The sequence below is a fragment of the Bacillus cereus genome (genome assembly GCF_015071065.1).
Classification (GTDB): Bacteria; Bacillota; Bacilli; order Bacillales; family Bacillaceae_G; genus Bacillus_A; species Bacillus_A cereus_BA.
The window spans coordinates 820,574-842,283 of sequence record NZ_VOVA01000001.1 but is presented as its reverse complement, the minus strand read 5'-3'; the positions used below and the strand labels follow the sequence as shown (position 1 = coordinate 842,283).

Here is a 21,710-nt window from a genome sequence, read left to right as displayed (position 1 = left end):
TCTTTGCTCTAGCTGAATTTTGAGGTGGGAGTCTTACTGCCCGGCAAATAGCGGGGTAAAAATGTTTTCAGAGACTCACTATATTGGTGAGTCTCTTTTCTTTGCGTATAATAGAATTATGAAGGTTGTCTTTTGAAAGGGGAATAGCAAACGTGATATATACATACGAAGAAGCGATAAGCTGGATTCATAGCCGATTGAAATTTGGGATAAAACCAGGACTAGAAAGAATGCAATGGATGTTAGAAGAACTCGGAAATCCAGAGCGTCATATTAAATGTGTTCATCTTGCCGGCACAAATGGAAAAGGTTCAACTTTAACATATATGCGCTACATGTTAGAAGGCGCGAAATATAAAGTAGGATCTTTTACATCGCCTTACATAGAAACATTCAATGAACGTATTAGTGTAAACGGAATACCGATTGCAGATGAAGAGATTGCGGAACTTGTAAATATGGTAAAGCCAGTCGTTGAAAAATTAGATGAGACGGATTTAGGAGAAGCGACTGAGTTTGAAATTATTACAGTAATGGCAATTTGTTATTTCGGTAAAGTTAATTTCTGTGATGTTGTTTTATTTGAAACGGGGCTTGGGGGAAGATTTGATTCTACAAATGTTATTCATCCGGTTCTCACGATTATTACGAATATCGGTCACGATCATATGCATATTTTAGGCAATACACTAGGAGAAATTGCCTATGAAAAGGCAGGGATTATTAAGTCTGGTGTTCCAGTTATTACTGGTGTGAAAAATGAAGAAGCATTGCAAGTAATTCAAAAGGTTGCTAAGGAAAATCATGCAAGCTTATATGAACTTGGAAAACAGTTTACAACACTACATAAATATTCTAATGAAGATGTGGAACACTTTGATTTTGCTTGTCCATTCGCCTCGTTTGAAAATGTTCGGATTTCAATGAAAGGTATTCATCAAGTAGGCAATGCAGCACTAGCGCTTATGGCAGTAATGTATTTAAAAACATATTTATCATTTTTAATTGATGAAGAGGAAATAAAAGCTGGCTTACAAGAAGCATACTGGATTGGTCGATTTGAAAAGTTACAAAGTAATCCAGATATTATAATAGATGGTGCTCATAATCCAGAAGGTATTGAAAGTCTTGTAAAAACAGTAGAGGCACATTATAAAAAGAAGAATGTAATAGTTTTATTTACTGCTCTTGGTGACAAACAGTTACATAACATGGTAGGGCAATTAGAAAAAGTTGCTGATGAAATAATATTTACGACGTTTGCCTTTGATCGTGCCATTTCTGCTGACAAGCTTGCATCGTATTCGCAACAAGAGTCAAAATTAGTTTTTGAAGATTGGAAAGAGGCAATTGATACAAAGGTTGAAATGATAGGAGAACATGATGTTTTTATCATAACAGGTTCTCTGTATTTCATTTCCGAAGTTAGAAAATATATTCGTGAGAAAAACTAGATAGTCTTTGCTATCTAGTTTTTTGTTCTACAAATGAAGTCAAATGCATACATATAAGATAATAATATAGGGTTATTTGACGAATTCCTCTGACAAATATCTCGTTTTTTTGTGGAATGAATATGATATGATGCGGACAACGACAAGAGGTGAGGTGTGAGTGTATGGACAAGCAATCACGAACGATCTCGGTGAAAGTAAATGGAACAGAAGCGAAGTATGAGGAAAAAAAGAAGGATGAGTTTGATTGGATAGTAGCAGAAAGTGAAAGGTCACAAAACGTTGTGCCTTTTAAAAAAACAAAGACTCTGCCTCTGGAACAGTACAGAAAGAAATGGAGCAATACATTAATTGCAATTGTTGCAACTGCAATTATTATCGGTACGGCGTTGGGAATGGGAATGCTTCATGTCACTGGACAAGGGACGACAGGGGGAAGCGAAGTAACAGCTTCGAAACAAACTGGGAATGAAGAAGCTAAGGTGGGTGGAACGGCAGAACAAACACCAGCACCAAAAGAGGAAAAACAAAAAGCACAAGTAGGGGCTGCATTAGAACCAATGAAACTATTTTTCGTTCAAGGAGGGCTTTATTCCTCTGAAGAAAAAGGACAGGCTGCTATTGAAGAGTGGAAAAGTAATGGGGGCGTGGCTACTTTGAAACCGAGTGGTGATAAGTATGCGTTAGTTGTTGCTATTACGAGCGATGAACAGGCTGTTAATCAATTAATAGATCAGTATAAGCAAGATGGTGTTTCAGTTTTGAAAAAAAATTGGGATATTACAGATAAAGCATTGCTCAAAAATGATAAAGAAGTAGGAATGTTTTTAACGAAAGTGCAGCCATTATATACTCATTTAGCAAAATATGTGTCCAGCGTACAAACTAGTGGAAAAAGTAATCCAAAAGATGTAGAGGCGATTGCAAAAGAGTGGAAGGCTATTGAAAAGGAAAGCAAGAGTATGAAGCGTGAAGATGCGAAGAAGCTTTATACGTATACGTCAGTAGCGGTGCAAACGATTAAGGAAGGGAAGAGCGATAAGGAATCTGTAGCTAAATTAAATCAAGTTATTATTGATGGGTTACTTTCGTACGAAAAAATGGTTTCACAAAAAGTAAAATAATAAGATAATGAGATGAAGGAGAAAGAAGTACGTACACTTCTTTCTTTTTTTTGAATTTAGAGCAAAGCGCTTTCTTTATGGCAGGATATAATCGTATTTAAAAAGAATCATTATTTTGTTTAGAGAAAATAATATTTCTATAATTTGTGGGGAAACTATTCTTTTGATACGATTGATTTGAATTATGCTGCTTCATGTGAGAAGGGAAGGAGAAAATATGAGAAAAATTATTTTAGCTTCAGGATCACCTAGGAGGAAGGAACTGCTTGAATTAGCTGATGTGCCCTTTGAAATCGTCGTTAGTGAAGTAGAAGAGAAGATTGGTGCATATTCATCACCTTCTGATATTGTTATGTCGCTTGCTTTGCAAAAAGCATCTGCTGTGGCAGAAAATCATAGTGATCACGTTGTACTAGGTGCAGATACAATTGTTACATATGATTCGCGTATTCTTGGAAAGCCGTCTAATGAGGCTGAGGCGAAAGAAATGTTACGATTATTATCGGGGAAAACACACGAAGTATACACAGGTGTTGCAATTATATCGAAAGAAAAAACGGTAACTTTTTATGAGCGTACAGAAGTAACATTTTGGGAATTAGCAGAAGAGGAAATAGACGTATACGTTGCATCGAAGGAACCACTTGATAAAGCAGGAAGCTACGGGATTCAAGGTAAAGGGTCTATTTTTGTTCAACATATTCAAGGGGACTACTACAGTGTAGTTGGTTTGCCAATTGCGCGTCTTGTCCGTGAATTAAAACAGTTTGATAGCGATGTAACCCATGCGTAAAATTGCATGGGGTTTTCTTTAGGAGAAATCGTAAAAAAAGGGGTGGAGAGATGAACGGTATTCGTGATGTTGTGAGAGAAGAACAGCCACGGGAGCGTTTATTGTTAGAAGGAGCAGGAAGTTTATCGAATCGAGAACTTCTTGCAGTTTTACTCAGAACGGGTTCTAAAGAAGAAACGGTGTTAACGTTATCAGATAATATTCTACATCATTTTGACGGCTTACGAATGTTAAAGGATGCAACGTTAGAAGAGATGATGAGCATTCATGGTGTTGGGATTGCAAAGGCGTCGCAGCTTATGGCTGCTTTTGAATTAGGTAGAAGAATGGTACGTTTAGAATATCAAAATAGATATAGTATTCGAAGTCCAGAAGATTGTGCGAGTTATATGATGGAAGAGATGCGTTTTTTGCAACAGGAGCATTTTGTTTGTTTATATTTGAATACGAAAAATCAAGTTATACATAGGCAAACGATTTTTATTGGAAGTTTAAATACGTCGATTGTGCACCCAAGGGAAGTTGTGCGCCCATAAGGGCATTTAGAAAATCTGCTTTGGCAAAGCAGTAGGGAAATATCATAATCTTCACCCTATCATCAGCCAACTTATCCGTAAGGGAAACCAAGCGGGGAGTGTAGCATGTTGGCAAAGCCATAAGTGGTCTAGTTACCAAGGCACGACTGAATGGCGAGATGAAACTCATAGACAAGGATGAAAGCTGGATTGCTTAAATGATAGCTCAAGGGGGGCTACTAGGACCTTCAGCGGGAGGTAACGATAAACGCTGAACAGAATATGCATGCTCTTTAAAAACTTCGAGGAACATGAAATGATACTATTCTGACCAACTTCTTTATGGAAGAAACGAGCGAAAGTCACATCCGAAACTATGAATGCTAAGTTTCTAAATGACTAAATGGGGATTGCCTAAGTTGGAAAGCCACACAGGCTATGACAATCGTGTCTAAATATCCAATAAGGCAACGGAACTCTCGTAGTAGTCCGAGATAGGGAAAGCCTATTACATGGCGAAGGAGAGTAGTTTATCTAGTTTAATGCAAAATTGGGAAGGAGCGTGAGGCTCTATGAGAAATCCAAAAGTAGTATTAAGCAGTCTAACTTCCAAGACGATTGAAGAAAATTACACTTTTAAGCGACTGTATCGGAATCTATATAACATTGAATTTTTCTTAGATGCATATGCCAAAATCTATCCTAATAAAGGAAGTAACACCAAAGGTATAAATGAAGATACTATAGACGGCATGAGTGTAAAAAGAATAGACGCTCTTATTGAAAAGCTTAGAAATCAAACATATCAACCTAATCCCGCAAGAAGAACTTATATTCCAAAAAAGAATGGAAAACTAAGACCTTTAGGATTACCAACTTTTGAGGATAAATTAGTTCAAGAAGTAGCTAGAAAAATTCTTGAAAGTATCTACGAACCTGCATTCTCTGAAAACTCACATGCTTTCAGACCAAACAGAAGCTGTCATACGGCTCTTAAACAAATTAAACACACCTTTACTGGTACTCGCTGGTTTATCGAAGGTGGCATAAAAGGATTCTTTGATAATATTGACCATCATACTCTTATCAACATCTTGAGAAGAAGAATCAAGGATGAAAAATTTATCAACTTGATTTGGAAATTTCTACGTGCTGGTTATGTGGAAGAGTGGGTATTTCATAAAACATTCAGTGGAACTCCACAAGGTGGTATCATTAGCCCAACTCTCTCTAATATCTACCTCAATGAATTGGATAAGTACGTTGAAGAATATACATCAATATTCAATAAAGGTGATAAACGTAGACATAATCTAACCTACCATAATCTAGCGTCGAAAATAAACTATCATAAATATAAGAATAAACGTGAGTGGTCAAATTTAAATAAAGAAACTAGAACTGTAAGAGCTAATGAATTGAAGGAACTTTACAAAGAGCTAATCAAACCTGACAGTAAGGATCTGTTTGACCCAAACTATCGTAGAATGAAATATGTGAGATATGCAGATGATTTTCTTATTGGTGTAATAGCAAGCAAAGAAGAAGTAGAGAAAATCAAGAGGGATTTAACTGTTTTTCTAGCTGATAAACTAAAACTTGAATTAAGTGCGGAAAAAACGTTGATTACGCATAGCAAAAAGAATGCGAGATTTCTTGGGTATGATATTAGAGTAGCAAGAGATTGGCAAACAATGAGAATGCCTAACGGCACGAAAAAAAGGAAGTTTAATTTCCAAGCCAAACTCTTTGTACCTCACGAAAAATACATCAAAAAACTCATTGACCTTGGTGCATTAAGCCTCGGGAAAAATAATCAATGGAAACCAATTCATAGACCGTATTTACTCCGTAATGATGACATAGAAATCATAAGACAATACAATGCCGAAATAAGAGGACTGTACAATTACTATCGACTAGCTAGTAATGTGCATGTTCTGCAATCTTTCCGCCAAACCATGAAATATAGCATGATAAAAACCTATGCTAATAAATATAAAAGTACCGTTAGCAAAATAATCAACAGATTTTCTATAAACGGAAACTTTGGTATTCGCTACAAGACGAAAGATGGGCAACGTATTGCATACTTCATAGAGCAAAAAATGGAAAAGAATACAAAGATTAATAATGAAGAGGTTGATATAGAAACTATTACAGTTCAATTTGGTGGCAGAACAAGTCTCATTGAACGCCTTTTAGCTGAAAAATGTGAATGGTGTGGTATAGATAATGTTCCATTAGAAATGCACCATGTCAACAAGCTTAAGAACCTAAAAGGAAAAAAACGATGGGAACAAATCATGATTGCAAGAAATCGAAAAACGATTGCAATGTGTGTAAAATGCCACCATGACCTACACAATGGGAAGTTAGATTGATAAATGGAAAGCCGTATACTCTGAGAGGAGTACGTACGGTTTGGAGGGGAGTTCTTGGAAACCTGCTTAGGAAACTAAGTAAGACACCGGGTTCTTACCCTACTTTAAAGAAGCGTTCCGTCGGGCAGCAGCCTCTATTATATGTCTTCATAACCATCCCTCAGGAGATCCGGCGCCGAGCCGTGAAGATATTGAAGTTACAAAACGATTAGTAGAATGTGGTCGAATTATCGGAATTGAAGTACTTGATCATATCATAATAGGTGACCATAAATTCGTGAGTTTAAAGGAGAAAGGTCATATTTAAGACTATTCTTTTTACTTATTTTGTTTTATAATGTGATTTATGAGTTTTTTGTAGAAAATTATCTACAAAAAGGATGCAGATATAAAAAAACGTACTGTTTTTATAAATATAAAGTAAGAAAAATGAGTCCGTGAAAATAAGAAGGGAAGATAAATGATATGTTTGGATTTGGTGGATTTACTCGCGATCTTGGAATTGACTTAGGAACAGCGAACACGCTTGTATATGTGAAAGGGAAAGGTGTAGTTTTACGTGAACCTTCAGTAGTAGCATTACAAACTGATACGAAACAAATCGTTGCGGTAGGTAGCGATGCAAAACAAATGATTGGTCGTACACCAGGAAACGTAGTGGCACTTCGCCCTATGAAAGATGGTGTAATTGCTGATTATGAAACAACAGCAATAATGATGAAATACTACATTCAACAAGCTCAAAAATCAAATGGATTCTTCTCACGTAAACCATACGTAATGGTATGTGTACCATCCGGTATTACAGCTGTAGAAAGACGTGCGGTAATCGATGCGACTCGTCAAGCTGGTGCTCGTGATGCTTATCCAATCGAAGAGCCATTTGCAGCAGCAATTGGTGCAAACTTACCTGTTTGGGAGCCGACTGGTAGTATGGTTGTTGATATCGGTGGTGGTACAACAGAAGTTGCAATTATTTCTTTAGGTGGTATTGTAACAAGTCAATCAGTTCGTGTTGCTGGTGATGATATGGACGATTCAATCATTCAGTACATTAAGAAGAGCTATAACTTAATGATCGGTGAAAGAACAGCAGAAGCACTAAAATTAGAAATCGGTTCTGCAGGCGAGCCAGAAGGTATCGAGCCTATGGAAATTCGCGGTCGTGATTTAGTAAGTGGTTTACCAAAAACAGTACTAATTCAACCAGAAGAAATTGCAGATGCATTAAAAGATACAGTAGATGCAATTGTAGAATCAGTTAAAAATACGTTAGAAAAAACTCCACCTGAATTAGCAGCGGATATTATGGACCGTGGTATCGTATTAACAGGTGGTGGGGCATTATTACGTAACTTAGATAAAGTTATTAGTGAAGAAACAAATATGCCAGTTCTTGTTGCAGAGGATCCATTAGATTGCGTAGCAATTGGAACGGGTAAAGCATTAGACAATATCGACCTTTTCAAAACTGCTGCTCGATAATATTGCAAAATAAAAATCAATGAAATTAAGAGGGTGTGAACGTGCCACAGTTTTTCTTAAACAAAAGATTAATTGTTTTGTTAGTTAGTATTATTCTTCTCGTGGCATTGATTGGAATCTCATTGAAAGAACGGAACAGTTTATCATGGCCAGAGCAGTTTATAAAAGATACTGTCGGTGTTGTAGAACGTGTATTCCAAAAGCCAGCGAATTATGTTGCCGGATTCTTCGAGAACGTAGAAGATGTAAAGCGCACGTATGAAGAGAATAAAAAGCTGAAAGCAAAATTAGATACTACCGCAGAGTTATCTGTAGTAGTGAAAAATTTAGAGGATGAGAATAAAAAACTACGAGAATTAACTGGTAAAGAAAAGTCCCGTGGTGATTATACGGAAGTACAAGCTAGTGTGGTTTCTCGTAATCCCGACAAATGGTACGATCTAGTTGGAATTGATAAAGGCGCACAGCAAGGGATCAAAAAAGATATGGCTGTTGTAACTCCGAAAGGTTTAGTTGGACGCGTGAAAAGTGTATCTCAGTTTACATCGTCAGTAGAGTTGTTAAGTTCTATGAGCCGAACAAACCGTGTTTCTGCTATTGTACAAGGACAAGAAAATATCTTTGGATTGATTGAAGGTTACGATAAAGAAAAACAATTACTTCTTTTCACAAAGATTAGCTCTGATGCAGAGGTAAAAAAAGATCAAATAGTTGTAACATCTGGACTTGGTGATATCTTCCCGAAAGGTCTTGCGATTGGGAAAATTGTTGATGTTCAGCCAGATCCGTACGGTTTAACAAAAACAGCTTATGTAAAACCATCCGCTGATTTAAATGATGTAGAGCATATTATAGTTGCAAAACGTGATATGCCTACAGCGCCGTTAGAATAGGAGGGGGAGAAGAGATGATGAAGGTTTTAAAAAGAGCAGCTCTTCCTCTTTTGCTCCTTTTTGTTTTTTTATTTGAAAATATGTTTTCTACTGTTGTTCCGACAGACGTCTTTTGGAAAGACAGTATAGCAGCACCTCATTTCTTTATAATTGTGTTATGTTTTATTACAGTGTACTATAGTCCGGTTCAAGGGATTTACTACGGACTATTATTTGGTTTCTTATTTGATACCGTATACACAGAACTTGTCGGTATATATATATTTGCTTATCCGATTTTAGCTTATTTAGTTTATAGTGTGATGAAGGTATTACAATTGAATTTATTTATTGTCGCTTCTATCGTACTGGCTGGCATTGCAGCATTAGAGTATTATGTGTATGGATTTTTAACTTTGTTAGGACGTACTCACATGTCAGCATCTGTCTTTTTCACAGATCGTCTCCTTGCTACTTTATTGCTAAATGGAATTTTCTTATTAATAGTTTGTTTCCCACTGAGACGATATTTAGTGCGTCTTTCAAAAGCGATAGAAGAAAAAGAAAAAAGGATTTTCTAATTTTATGTCGAATTGAATCGGTGGGGTGAACTTTAGTGGAAGAAAAAAAGCAACAAAATGTAACGATAAAAGGGACAAAAGATGGAATAACACTTCATTTAGATGATTGCTGTTCATTCTCTGAACTACTAAAAGAATTGGATGAAAAGCTTTCTACACATTACTATGAGGGTGACGGACGTTCTTTAATTGAAGTGCGTGTTAAAGTAGGAAATCGCTATTTAACAGAAGTACAACAAGAAGAGATTCGTACGTTAATTCGCAATAAGAAGAACCTTGTTGTGGAATCAATTGAAAGTGATGTTATAACAAAAGCAGAAGCAATAGCTTGGAAAGAAGAAACAGAAATTGTCCCTATTTCCAAAATTGTTCGCTCTGGACAAGTGTTACATGTAAAAGGGAATTTATTATTAATTGGAGATGTTAATCCAGGCGGAACGGTTATCGCTGGGGGGAATATTTTTGTCGTGGGATCATTAAGAGGAATTGCACATGCCGGGTATGATGGAGATTCAGAAGCTGTTATTGCTGCATCTATTATGAACCCTATGCAACTCCGAATTAGTGATGTGACAATGCGGGCTCCGGAAGAGAAAGAAGTCGGAGCGGAGGCGGCAGAATGTGCGTACATTAATGAGAACAATCACATTGTTGTCGATCGCCTGCAACTTCTCACTCATCTTAGACCTAATTTAACAAAGTTAGAAAGGGGAATTGTATAGCTGTGGGAGAGGCAATAGTAATTACATCTGGAAAAGGCGGAGTAGGTAAAACTACAACGTCCGCGAACATTGGTACAGCCCTTGCGTTATCTGGAAAAAAAGTGTGTTTAATTGATACAGATATCGGTTTACGCAATTTAGACGTAGTAATGGGGCTGGAAAATCGTATTGTATTTGATCTTGTTGATGTCGTTGAAGGGCGTTGTCGTTTACCTCAGGCTCTTATTAAAGATAAGCGTTTTGATGATCTTTATTTATTACCTGCAGCACAAACGAGCGATAAATCGGCGGTAACACCTGAACAAATGGATGAATTAATACAAGTATTACGTCAAGATTATGATTACATATTAATTGATTGTCCTGCGGGGATTGAGCAGGGATTTAAAAATGCTGTAGCAGGTGCGGATAAAGCAATCGTTGTAACAACACCAGAAGTATCCTCAATGCGTGATGCAGATCGTATTATCGGGCTTTTAGAGAAAGAGGATATTGAACCACCGAAACTTGTCATTAACCGTGTGCGTAGTCATATGCTTCATGAACAGGATATGCTAGATGTTGATGAAATCGTACGTACACTGTCAATCGAGCTTCTTGGGGTTGTCGAGGATGATGATGAAGTTATTCGTGCTACGAATACAGGTGAACCTGTAGCACTGCAACCTAGTGGGAAAGCAGCAATAGCTTATCGTAATATTGCGAGACGCTTATTAGGTGAGAATGTACCATTACAAGCATTTGAACAAGAAAAAGTATCGGTATTTACAAAGATGAAAAATTTCTTTGGAATCCGTTAAAAGCACTTCGCATAAATGCGGAGTGCTTTCTTTTTTCTTCGCATGAATATCTTCCTTCTATAACTCATACATATGTACAAACTGTATATAACTGTTTCTATTTGAATAAGGCTAACGAAAGAAAGGAGACCGTATGAAGAATAGAAGAGTGGAAGAAATTAAAAAGCGGATTGCGAAAAGGAAAGCAGAGCAAGAATTGCTAGAAGAAGAGCGGTATTTTGCGGGAGGAGATTTTGATAGCGAAACGGTCTTTATTGAAGAGGGGGAGAAGGAAATTCATCCTCTATTTCGAAAAGAAGTTTTTCTCTTCAAAGTTTTGGTATCAGCAATATTAGTTCTTTCAATTGCTATTTTATTTAAGAACGCACCCTCTTCTTTTGATGGTACTAGAGCTGTTACAGAAAAAGTTATGCAAGAAGAATTTCAATTTGCTACTATATCGAAATGGTATGAAAATCAGTTTGGAAAACCTCTCGTGTTCTTTTCTCCAAATGAGAAAAAAGAAGAGGCTATTCAGCAAAAGGATTATGCGATTCCTGCCTCTGGAAAGGTGATGCAAGGATTTCAAAAAAACGGCCAGGGTGTATTTGTTCAAACGGCTACAAATGCAACGGTGGAGTCAGTAAATGAAGGTATAGTTGTTTTTGCGGGCAAGAAAGAGGAACTTGGAAATACAGTTCAAATTCAGCACGCTGATGGCACGGAGTCTTGGTACGGAAATTTAAACGATATGTCAGTGAAGTTATATGATTACGTTTCGAAAAAACAAAAAATCGGAACGGTGAATAGTGACGAAAATAATAAAAACGGTAAATTTTATTTCGCGATGAAAAAGAATGAAAAATTTATTGATCCTATTCAGGTGATTTCATTTGATTAAATATAGAGATGTTTTAACGAAAATTACAGTACATCCATTGTTTTGGGTTATTATCGTTATTGGGATTTTTACGGCACGTTTTAAAGAGTTGCTATTATTATTTTGTATTGTTTTAGTTCATGAACTTGGGCATGCTTTTGCAGCAGCATATTATAATTGGCGTATTAAACAAATTCAGCTTTTGCCGTTTGGTGGCGTAGCTGAGTTTGAAGAACATGGGAATAAATCATTAAAAGAAGAATTAATTGTCGTTATAGCGGGGCCAATTCAGCATGTATGGATGATTGCGGTTGCTTATGTTTTGTATCAAACGGGCTGGGTAAATGATGATTTGTACCATTTCTTTGTGTGGAATAATGTCGTCATATTAGGCTTTAATTTATTGCCTATTTGGCCACTTGATGGCGGAAAAGTATTATTTAATGTATTATCATATCGTTTTCCTTATTTACAAGCACATGAAAAGATGATGAAATTGTCATGTGTTTTTTTTAGTGTAATATTAGGATGGCAGTTACTTTGGAATAGTAATAACATTATGATGTGGGTAGTACTCATTTTTCTAGCTATTTCTTTATATCAAGAATGGAAACAAAGACGGTACGCATTTATGCGCTTTTTACTAGAGCGTTATTATGGGAATAAAAGAGATATTGAAAAGATTGCACCTATTGAGGTGAAAACGGAAGATCATTTATATACGATTTTCACAAAATTTCGCAGAGGATATAAACATTCTATTATCGTTCATGGAAAATATAAAGAGCATTACACATTGGATGAAAATGAATTGCTCTATGCGTATTTTGCTGAAAAACGAACAACTTCATCTGTTGAAGAATTGATCGGTTAGTGTTGACGATAACACTAACCTTTTATTATTGTGGAAGCAAAGAAAATTACAAAGTGAGGAAAGAATTTTGAAGACTTTATATATTAACTACACTGGTTCGGAAAAGCGTGTTGCGATAGAAGAGAAGCAAAAAGTTGTCGAGCTATTATGGAAACGTAATGAAGAACAGGAAATTGTCGGACATATTTATGTTGGACGTATCGTAAGAACAATTGCTGGAATGAACGCAGCCTTTGTAAATATCGGATTAGAGAAACATGCATATCTTTCATACGATGATGTACCATCTTCATATCGCATACATGAAGGACAGGCGATACTTGTACAAGTTGTGAAAGAGGCAATTGATACGAAAGGGCCAAAATTAACAGCGAAGGTAGAATTTACAGGAAAATATGTCGTTTACATGCCATATGATGACATGCGCGCTGTTTCTCGGAAAATAAAAAATAATAAAAGAAGACAACAGTTACTCGAAATTGAAGTAGAAGGAACGGGTGGATACATTTTCCGTTCTGCTTCTGAAAAAGGAGAAATTGAAGAAATACAAGCCGAAATGCAAGAGTTGCAGCAGTTATATGAAGAGTTAAAAAGAAAAGAAGATCAAGGGAAGGCGCCCTTACTACTTCATCAACCAGCGACGTTTTTAGATCGTGTATTTCAGGAGAACCCAATTGAAACGATTGAAAAAGTAGTTGTAGATACGAGAAGTATAGTAAAAGAATTAGAAGAAACAGTAGGGACAGAAAGAGTATCCTTTTATAATGAAAAATCTTCGATGTTTAACCATTTTGGAATAGATCGTGAAATCGAGAAAGCACTTCAAAAAATTGTGTGGCTACCAAATGGTGCCTATCTAATTGTAGAACAAATGGAAACGATGACTGTAATTGATGTGAATACAGGTAAATTTACTGGAAAACAAAATTTACAAGATACCGTATTTCGCACAAATGAAATGGCTGTTGAAGAGATTGCTCGTCAATTAAGACTTCGTGATATTGGCGGGATGATATTAATTGATTTTATTAATATGAAAAGACGGGAAGATAAAGAGAAGGTAAGAGAACGCCTCATAGCTGCTATGCAAGATGATCGCACATATACAAGAGTGCTTGGGTTTACAGAGTTAGGTATTTTAGAGATGACGCGAAAACGTAAGAAACATTCGTTACGTGACGTATTATTAGAAGAATGTGTACCTTGTAAAGCGACGGGGTATGTTATGTCTTATGAAACAATTGCATATGAGCTAGAGAGAGAGTTAATTACATATGGCAATATAGAAGATGAAGCAGTATTAATCGCTGCACCAAAAATTTTGCAAAAACATTTCTCACAAAAAGAATTACAAAAAAATATTCCATTTGAAATTTATTTCAAAGATGATATTATCGAAAAGTACACTATTATCCGTTTTGGAAGTAAGAAAGAAATTGTAGAACGGAAAAAATAGTTAGCAGAACATTCATTGACAACAGTCAATGATTCATGGTAACATCTTTATGTTATAGTTTATAGCACCTAAACTGCTATATGCTACAACCGCACAAGACAGGTTCCTTAAAGACATTGTATGTCTACCTCGTTTTTGGCGAGTCTTAGTAATTAAGAGGAGGTGCAAGTATGTACGCAATTATCGAAACAGGTGGAAAACAAATTAAAGTTGAAGCTGGTCAAGCAATCTACATTGAAAAATTAGATGTTGAAGCTGGTGAAACTGTTACTTTTGACAAAGTTCTTTTCGTTGGTGGCGAAAACGTGAAAGTTGGTAGCCCAGTTGTAGAGGGTGCAACAGTTACTGCGAAAGTTGAAAAACAAGGTCGCGCTAAGAAAATCATCGTTTTCAAATACAAAGCGAAAAAGAACAATCGTAAGAAACAAGGTCATCGTCAACCTTACACTAAGCTAGTAGTTGAAGCTATCAACGCTTAATTCTGGTTAAGATGATTAAGATTACGATAAGTCGCACGAAATTAGGAAGTATCCAATCATTTAAAATGACTGGACATGCCAATTATGCGCCACATGGACAAGACCTTGTCTGTGCTGGAACTACAGCGGTCGTGTTTGGTTCTATAAATGCAGTGGAAGAACTTTGTAAAGTGCAGGCAACTATTGAACTCGGAAGTGATGGCGGATTCTTAACGTATGAATTGCCTAATGATTTAGACGTTCATGCAGCAGAAAAAGCACAGATACTTTTAGAAGGATTGGTTGTTTCGCTTAAGACGATTGAACTTGATTACGGAAAGTATATCCGTTTAATAGAAAAAGTGCAGGAGGTGTAACGTATGTTAAGATTAGATCTTCAGTTTTTCGCATCTAAGAAAGGTGTAGGTAGTACAAAGAACGGTCGTGACTCTCAGTCAAAACGTCTTGGTGCTAAACGCGCAGATGGTCAAACGGTTTCAGGTGGTTCAATTCTTTACCGTCAACGCGGTACAAAAATTTATCCAGGTGTTAACGTTGGTCGTGGTGGCGATGACACTTTATACGCGAAAGTTGACGGCGTAGTACGCTTTGAGCGTCTTGGTCGTGACCGCAAACAAGTGAGCGTATATCCTGTTGCTCAAGAAGCATAAGAACTCACGGAAAACTCTAACCTGAGTGCAGGTTAGAGTTTTTCTATATTAAGGGGTATCTAAATGAATGAAAAATGGACAATTATAGATGCGTTGCGCCATTCAAGACATGATTGGCTCAATCGTTTGCAGATGGTTAAAGGAAATCTTTCTCTTGGAAAAGTGGAAGAGATTCATAGGCTCATCGATCGTTTTGTCCAAGAAGCCAGACAAGAATCCAATCTGATAGGGCTATCAATGCCTTTATTTTCAGAGTGGATTTTAACATATAATTGGAAACAGCAACCGTGCTTATTGGAGTACGAAGTATTAGGGAAATTACATAACTTATCTCATCTAGATGAGACTGTATGTACATGGACGAATCAGTTTTTCTTAATGCTTCAGCATAGTTTAGACGTATATGTTGAAAATTATGTTTGTATCACAATTGAATGTGACGCGGAGAATGCTCGTTTCTTTTTTGATTTTCGTGGAAAGCTAACGAATGTAGAAGAACTACAAACGTGGCTTGCGAACCAAAGCAATAAATGGTATTCCATTTCTTATACAGTACGAGACGAAGAAGTCTCAGTTATATTACAACTAATCGAAAAAAGTGTGGTGAAATAATGTTTGTAGATCAGGTCAAGATATATGTAAAAGGCGGCGACGGTGGTAACGGAATGGTTGCGTATCGTCGTGAGAAGTATGTACCTAAAGGTGGCCCAGCAGGTGGCGACGGTGGTAAAGGTGCAGATGTTGTTTTTGTTGTTGAGGAAGGCTTACGTACATTAATGGACTTCCGCTACCAACGCCATTTCAAAGCTGATCGCGGTCAGCACGGAATGAGTAAAGGTCAGCACGGTCGTAAATCTGAAGATTTAATCGTAAAGGTTCCACCAGGAACAATAGTGAAAGATGAAAAAACAGGTGAAATTCTTGCCGATTTAGTAACGCATGAACAAACAGCTGTAATCGCAAGAGGTGGCCGTGGTGGCCGTGGTAACTCACGTTTCGCAACAGCGACGAACCCAGCGCCAGAAATCGCTGAGAACGGGGAACCAGGTCAAGAACGTGATGTCACGCTAGAACTTAAAGTGCTAGCAGATGTTGGACTTGTTGGATTCCCAAGTGTAGGTAAATCTACATTATTATCTGTTGTATCATCAGCGCGTCCGAAAATTGCAGAATATCACTTTACAACAATCGTTCCGAATCTTGGTGTTGTTGAAACTGGTGATAACCGCAGCTTCGTTATGGCTGACCTTCCTGGACTAATTGAAGGCGCACACTCCGGCGTTGGACTTGGACACCAATTCTTACGTCATATCGAACGTACACGTGTAATTGTGCACGTTATCGATATGTCTGGTTTAGAAGGCCGTGAGCCATATGAAGATTATGTCACAATCAATAATGAGCTAAAAGAATACAATATGCGTTTAACTGAGCGTCCACAAGTTGTTGTTGCAAACAAAATGGATATGCCAGATGCAGAAGAAAACTTACAAGCATTTAAAGAGAAATTGGGAGACGAAGTAAAAATTTTCCCAATCTCAGCTGTAACGAAACAAGGTGTTCGTGACTTATTATTTGAAGTAGCGAACTTATTAGAAACAACACCAGAATTCCCAATGTACGATGATGTAGAAGAATCTGAAGCAAGTGTAATGTACAAATTTGAATCTGAATCTAATTTTGAAATTACACGCGAAAGTGATGGTACATTTGTTATTTCTGGTTATGACATTGAGAAAACATTCAAGATGACAGACTTCTCACGTGATGAATCTGTACGCCGATTTGCTCGTCAAATGCGTGGAATGGGTATTGATGAAGCCCTTCGTGCACGTGGTGCAACAGACGGAGATATTGTAAAAATCCTTGAATATCAATTTGAATTTATCGATTAAGACTGCCGAAATATGGCGGTCTTTTTTTTTGCTATTTGAGTCCAGTAAAGATCTGATTCGTATAGATAAACCATAAGTTGATATAGGAAAAAATCCCCACTAATCAAATTTTCAATTTATAATAGAAAAAGGAGTGATTTTAGAAGAATATTTTATGGGGAGTAAAAGAGCATGTATAAAATATTAATTGTAGAAGATGATGAAAAAATCGCAGAGATATTAGAGGAACATTTAGAAAGATATGGATATCAATCTTTCAGAGCGAGCGATTTACGTCATATTAAAGATGAGTTCGTAAAATTAAATCCGCATCTCGTTTTACTTGATATTAATTTACCGTACTTTGATGGTTTCTATTGGTGTCGTCAAATCCGCACTGTATCGAATGCGCCGATTATTTTTGTTTCTGCAAGAACGGGGGAAATGGATCAAGTAATGGCGATTGAAAATGGCGGAGATGATTACATTACGAAGCCATTCCATTTAGATATCGTAATGGCAAAGGTGAAAAGTGCACTTCGCCGTGGGTATGGTGAGTATGCTTCTACTGCTGAGAGTGATTGTTTAGGTGTAAATGGACTGTTGTTATTCCCGTCCCAGCATATTGTTGAGTGGCAGGGGCAACAAACTGAACTGACAAAAAATGAATTTTATTTATTAGAATGTTTAATGAAACAAGCGAATCAATACGTGACACGTGAAGAGCTGTTAGAGGCCTTATGGGATGAAGTAGCTTTTGTTGATGATAATACATTAACTGTGAATGTAAAGCGTGTAAGGAAGAAACTTGAGGAGTTAGGTATTAAAAATGCAGTTGTCACAAAGCGTGGGTACGGTTATGCTCTTCTTACTGAGTGGGGCGAAGGGCATGAAGGTTAAAAGTTACCTCATAGACCGTTTTTCCTTAATCCTTTCTTACATTATAAGCCTTTGTTTATTTGGGCTCGTATTGCAGTTACAAAGCCTTTTAGAAAAGCGTTCGCTGGACTGGAGTACATGGCTATACGGACTGTTATTAGGGACAGTTGTGTTTAGTGTATACCTTATTTACGATTACCGAAAACGAAGTGTGTTTTTAAAGAGAATAGAACAGTATATTACGGGTGGACATACATTACATGACTCTTTACTTATTGATACTTCTTATACGTCAGAGCAAGAACTGGTTGTTGAAGCGTTTACGTTGCTAAGGCAGCAATATATGAATGAAGTTCATAAGCAGCATGCAAAAGAGCAACAGCAAATGATTTTTATGAACCAATGGATCCATCAAATGAAAACACCAGTATCCGTTATTGAATTATTGTTACAGAAATATGGTAAGGAACACCGTGAAGCAAGGAGAACGATTGAAAGTATTCGTGAAGAAAATAACCGTATTTTAAATGGGTTAGATTTAGCGTTACATATGGCAAGGTTAGAACAGTTTTCGAAAGATTATAAAGTAGAAGTAGTAAATGTTATAGATGTCATTCGAGATATTATTAATGAAAATCGAAAGTCGTTCATTCAATCTTCTGTATTTCCGAAAATGATGTTTGAAGAAGAGATTTGTATGATTGCGTCTGATAGAAAGTGGCTTAGTATCGCCATGAGCCAAATTGTTGTGAATGCAATTAAGTATACAAAAATTTCAGAAGCAGAGAAAAAAGAAATTCAATTTCAAATTGAAGAGAAGGATCAAAAGGTATTACTACATATTAGGGATAATGGAATTGGTATTCCAGAGCAAGATGTAAAGCGTATATTTGATCCGTTCTTTACGGGAGTAAATGGCCGTAAAACAAGGGAAGCGACAGGGATGGGTTTATATATTACGAAGGAAATTTGCGGTAATTTACATCATGGAATGTATGTACAATCAACTGAAGGGGAAGGAACAACAGTTACGTTCCAATTTGCAAAAGATGAAGAATATCATACATTAATGAGAAAAATGACAAAACTGTAAGATAACAAAACGTTTTGTAAGGGAAATCACTCGTTTCTTTTTCTTATTTTTCTTATAGTAAATGTAAGAAGAAAACACGTAGGGGGATTAGAAATGAGTGTTCTTGAAGTAAAAGGGTTAACAAAGGTGTATCAATCAAAAGGTTCAGTAGCGACGACTGCTTTAAATGATATAAATTTTAAAATTGAAGAAGGCGAATTTGTAGGAATTATGGGGCCTTCAGGGAGTGGGAAAACAACACTTTTAAACTTATTAGCGACAATTGATAAGCAAACTTCAGGTCATGTACTTGTAAATGGTGAAGAAATTAATCAAATGCGTGCTGCAAAATTGGCGGAATTTCGCCGTACACATTTAGGATTCATTTTCCAAGATTTCAACTTACTTGATACGTTATCCATTAAAGAAAATATTATTTTGCCGCTTGTAATGGCGAAGAAGTCTGTAAAAGAAATTGATGCGAAAGTACTGGAAATTGCGAAGTTTTTAAACATCGAAGAAATTTTAAATAAAAAAGTATACGAAGTATCAGGAGGACAACAACAACGTGCAGCTGCTGCAAGGGCGATTATTCATGAACCAACATTAATTTTAGCGGATGAGCCAACAGGAAACTTAGATTCTAAGTCAGCTAAATCATTAATGGGAGCACTTCAAGATTTACATGAGCAAAAGAAAGTAACGATTGCAATGGTAACGCACGATCCGGTAGCAGCTAGTTATTGCGAACGTATCCTCTTCATACGTGATGGAGAGATTTTCTCAGAAATACATAAAGGAAGAACGAAGCAAGCCTTTTTCCAAGAGATTTTAGACGTACTTGCGATGCTAGGGGGGGAATATCATGAACTTTCGCCAGCTCGCGCTTAATAACGTAAAAGGAAATTGGCGTAATTATAAAGCATTTCTTATTAGTAGTTGTTTATCGATTGTCGTATTTTTCATGTATGCTTCCTTCATTTATCATCCAGATGTCGTAAGTGGTAATATTAGTATGAAGACGATGATTACAAAAGGGTTAGAATCGATGAATTATATTGTAGTCATCTTCTCAGCACTTTTTATTTTATATGCAAATTCAACGTTTTTACGAGCAAGAAAAAAAGAATTCGGTTTATTAACATTAATAGGTGGGACGAGACCTCAGCTCGGCCGAATGATTATATTAGAGCAACTGATGTTAGGTAGTATTGCAATTGTAGTAGGTATTGGGATTGGAATGCTTTGTTCAAAACTTTTCTTCCAAGCACTCAGTGTCTTACTAAAGATTGATAAAACACTTCCGCTTGTGTGGAATAGTAAAGCAATTCTTATTACAGCTGGTGTATACTTTATTCTCTTTTTAATCCTATCATTGTTTAGTGTTTGGACAGTAGGACGCTTGCAAATCATTGATTTATTAAGAGAAGCAAGAAAACAAAAAGTAGAGCCTTTTGCATTTACATGGTTAGGTGTAGTCGGTATAGGCTGTATTATTGCGGCGTATATACTTTGTTTCCAAGTAACAATTATGAATTTTATTATGTATTTCTTACCAATTGTAGGATTGACGATTGGCGGAACGTATTTACTATTTACACAAGGTAGTACAGTCGTATTAAAAGCATTGCAAAAAAGAAAACAATCTTTTTATACGTATCCAAATATGTTCGTCCTTAGCAATCTTATTTATAAAATGAAAGATAATGCTCGTTTTCTATTTGTCATTTCTATCATTACAGCAGTTGTTTCTTCAGCAGTTGGTACGCTTTATGTATATTTTGAAAATATGAGTGCGAAAACGGTAGACCTTACGCCACATGCTATTTCATATGAAGAAAAGGGTATAAATACGCATACCATTATTGACGAGGAAAAAGTACAAGGATTATTAAAAAAGAATGGGTTTGAAGATGCACGAAAAATAAACTACGTAAAACTACCTGCAGTGCAGAAAATAACGTTTTTTAACAGTGAACATGAAGTGCCAACAGCGATTGTTTCAGAGAAAGAATATAATGCGGAAGTACGCAAACAAAAAAGGGAAGAAGTTAGAGAAGTTCATAATGCACCAGGTAGTGCGACGATGATCATGAGTGATATGACAAATGATCTAGTGAAGATAGATCGTACGAAGCCATATGAAATTGCAATTAATGGGCAAAAACAGTCTGTGCAGTTAAATGAACCAACTTCATATTCTGTTTTTAATGATGACGAATATCTTATTGTGAATGATCAAGATTTTGAGAAATATGCAAAGCTCGTACCGGATGGAGAAAAGACGAAATATTATGGTTATTATATTGAAGATTGGAAAAGTACCGAAAATCTTGTGCTAGATTTAAAAAAGGAAATTGCGCCAGAAAAGCAAGGAGAACTGAAAAATTCAGTGTTTGCTTATAAAGATATAAGAGAATCCGGAGCGATTACAATGTTTATCGGTTTCTTCGTAGCAGTACTGTTCTTCTTCTTCGCTTGTAGCATGACATACTTTAAATGGTTTAATGATAAAGAACAAGATCGTATTCAATTTAAGTCATTAAAAAGAATTGGTATGACAGATAAAGAAATTCGTAAAATTGCAATTCGACAAATGGGTGTTATCTTCTTTATCCCAATTTTAATCGGTACAATTCATAGTGGATTTGCCCTTCATACGTTAGGAAAAATGCTTTATATCGATTTATGGAAATCAGGTGCGATTGTAATTGGAGCATATATTTTAGCTTCTGCCATTTACTTTATGATCGCTCAAAGAGGATATTTAAAACACGTAAAAAGCTAGGGAAACCTCTAGCTTTTTACGTGTGTAGTAAGTTACAGGAGGACGGTAG

Annotated in this window: 21 protein-coding genes, 2 pseudogenes and 1 other annotated feature; all 23 genes and pseudogenes read left to right on the top strand. The window is 36.5% G+C overall.

Annotated features, from left to right (window positions below; translation table 11 throughout):
• The first annotated feature begins 152 nt into the window (after window positions 1–152).
• The gene (locus tag FT637_RS04425) at window positions 153–1,454 is read left to right on the top strand and encodes a bifunctional folylpolyglutamate synthase/dihydrofolate synthase (protein WP_193645268.1); all 1,302 of its coding nucleotides are present in this window, start codon (window positions 153–155) and stop codon (window positions 1,452–1,454) included.
• 164 nt (window positions 1,455–1,618) lie between these two features.
• On the top strand, window positions 1,619–2,578 hold the full coding sequence (locus FT637_RS04420) for a stage II sporulation protein B (RefSeq protein WP_193645267.1): 960 nt from the start codon (window positions 1,619–1,621) through the stop codon (window positions 2,576–2,578).
• 217 nt (window positions 2,579–2,795) lie between these two features.
• A complete protein-coding gene (locus tag FT637_RS04415) occupies window positions 2,796–3,371 on the top strand; it encodes a Maf family protein (protein WP_193645266.1) in 576 nt (191 codons plus the stop codon).
• Window positions 3,372–3,421: 50 nt separating this feature from the next.
• Window positions 3,422–3,901: pseudogene (gene radC / locus FT637_RS04410) on the top strand (RadC family protein); the annotation flags it as partial.
• 557 nt (window positions 3,902–4,458) lie between these two features.
• Window positions 4,459–6,270, top strand: a complete 1,812-nt coding sequence (locus tag FT637_RS04405; RefSeq protein ID WP_193645265.1) for a reverse transcriptase domain-containing protein — start codon at window positions 4,459–4,461, stop codon at window positions 6,268–6,270.
• 103 nt (window positions 6,271–6,373) lie between these two features.
• A pseudogene (gene radC / locus FT637_RS04400) lies at window positions 6,374–6,577 on the top strand (DNA repair protein RadC); the annotation flags it as partial.
• A gap of 158 nt (window positions 6,578–6,735) precedes the next feature.
• Complete coding sequence (gene mreB / locus FT637_RS04395; protein ID WP_002015369.1) at window positions 6,736–7,755, top strand: cell shape-determining protein MreB; 1,020 nt, start codon at window positions 6,736–6,738, stop codon at window positions 7,753–7,755.
• 41 nt (window positions 7,756–7,796) lie between these two features.
• Window positions 7,797–8,648 carry a rod shape-determining protein MreC gene (gene mreC, locus FT637_RS04390; RefSeq protein WP_193645264.1) on the top strand — a complete coding sequence of 284 codons (852 nt, stop codon included), beginning with the start codon at window positions 7,797–7,799 and terminating at the stop codon, window positions 8,646–8,648.
• A 14-nt stretch (window positions 8,649–8,662) separates the two neighbouring features.
• Complete coding sequence (gene mreD / locus FT637_RS04385) at window positions 8,663–9,208, top strand: rod shape-determining protein MreD (protein WP_193645263.1); 546 nt, start codon at window positions 8,663–8,665, stop codon at window positions 9,206–9,208.
• A 35-nt stretch (window positions 9,209–9,243) separates the two neighbouring features.
• Window positions 9,244–9,930, top strand: coding sequence for a septum site-determining protein MinC (minC, locus tag FT637_RS04380; RefSeq protein WP_193645262.1), 687 nt, complete (start codon window positions 9,244–9,246; stop codon window positions 9,928–9,930).
• Window positions 9,931–9,932: 2 nt separating this feature from the next.
• The gene (gene minD, locus FT637_RS04375) at window positions 9,933–10,730 is read left to right on the top strand and encodes a septum site-determining protein MinD (RefSeq protein ID WP_000503308.1); all 798 of its coding nucleotides are present in this window, start codon (window positions 9,933–9,935) and stop codon (window positions 10,728–10,730) included.
• Between the two features lie 133 nt (window positions 10,731–10,863).
• Window positions 10,864–11,610, top strand: coding sequence for a peptidoglycan DD-metalloendopeptidase family protein (locus FT637_RS04370; RefSeq protein WP_193645261.1), 747 nt, complete (start codon window positions 10,864–10,866; stop codon window positions 11,608–11,610).
• Window positions 11,603–12,463, top strand: a complete 861-nt coding sequence (locus tag FT637_RS04365) for a M50 family metallopeptidase (RefSeq protein ID WP_193645260.1) — start codon at window positions 11,603–11,605, stop codon at window positions 12,461–12,463. The genes FT637_RS04370 and FT637_RS04365 overlap by 8 nt, the downstream gene beginning before the upstream one ends.
• Window positions 12,464–12,530: 67 nt before the next feature.
• Window positions 12,531–13,919, top strand: coding sequence for an Rne/Rng family ribonuclease (locus tag FT637_RS04360; protein ID WP_193645259.1), 1,389 nt, complete (start codon window positions 12,531–12,533; stop codon window positions 13,917–13,919).
• Window positions 13,920–13,996: 77 nt separating this feature from the next.
• Window positions 13,997–14,075, top strand: a sequence feature (ribosomal protein L21 leader region).
• Window positions 14,076–14,089: 14 nt separating this feature from the next.
• On the top strand, window positions 14,090–14,398 hold the full coding sequence (rplU, locus tag FT637_RS04355) for a 50S ribosomal protein L21 (protein WP_000270907.1): 309 nt from the start codon (window positions 14,090–14,092) through the stop codon (window positions 14,396–14,398).
• Between the two features lie 11 nt (window positions 14,399–14,409).
• Window positions 14,410–14,754 (top strand): ribosomal-processing cysteine protease Prp, encoded by a 345-nt coding sequence (locus FT637_RS04350; protein WP_070144990.1) that lies wholly within the window; start codon window positions 14,410–14,412, stop codon window positions 14,752–14,754.
• Between the two features lie 3 nt (window positions 14,755–14,757).
• Window positions 14,758–15,048, top strand: a complete 291-nt coding sequence (gene rpmA, locus FT637_RS04345; RefSeq protein ID WP_000944957.1) for a 50S ribosomal protein L27 — start codon at window positions 14,758–14,760, stop codon at window positions 15,046–15,048.
• A 63-nt stretch (window positions 15,049–15,111) separates the two neighbouring features.
• A complete protein-coding gene (locus FT637_RS04340; protein ID WP_193645258.1) occupies window positions 15,112–15,660 on the top strand; it encodes a Spo0B C-terminal domain-containing protein in 549 nt (182 codons plus the stop codon).
• On the top strand, window positions 15,660–16,943 hold the full coding sequence (gene obgE / locus FT637_RS04335; RefSeq protein WP_002015378.1) for a GTPase ObgE: 1,284 nt from the start codon (window positions 15,660–15,662) through the stop codon (window positions 16,941–16,943). The genes FT637_RS04340 and obgE overlap by 1 nt, the downstream gene beginning before the upstream one ends.
• Window positions 16,944–17,114: 171 nt before the next feature.
• Complete coding sequence (locus tag FT637_RS04330) at window positions 17,115–17,822, top strand: response regulator transcription factor (protein WP_193645257.1); 708 nt, start codon at window positions 17,115–17,117, stop codon at window positions 17,820–17,822.
• On the top strand, window positions 17,812–18,894 hold the full coding sequence (locus tag FT637_RS04325; protein ID WP_193645256.1) for a HAMP domain-containing histidine kinase: 1,083 nt from the start codon (window positions 17,812–17,814) through the stop codon (window positions 18,892–18,894). The genes FT637_RS04330 and FT637_RS04325 overlap by 11 nt, the downstream gene beginning before the upstream one ends.
• A 93-nt stretch (window positions 18,895–18,987) precedes the next feature.
• Window positions 18,988–19,764 carry an ABC transporter ATP-binding protein gene (locus FT637_RS04320; protein ID WP_070144986.1) on the top strand — a complete coding sequence of 259 codons (777 nt, stop codon included), beginning with the start codon at window positions 18,988–18,990 and terminating at the stop codon, window positions 19,762–19,764.
• Complete coding sequence (locus FT637_RS04315; protein WP_193645255.1) at window positions 19,739–21,661, top strand: FtsX-like permease family protein; 1,923 nt, start codon at window positions 19,739–19,741, stop codon at window positions 21,659–21,661. The genes FT637_RS04320 and FT637_RS04315 overlap by 26 nt, the downstream gene beginning before the upstream one ends.
• Window positions 21,662–21,710 lie beyond the last annotated feature (49 nt).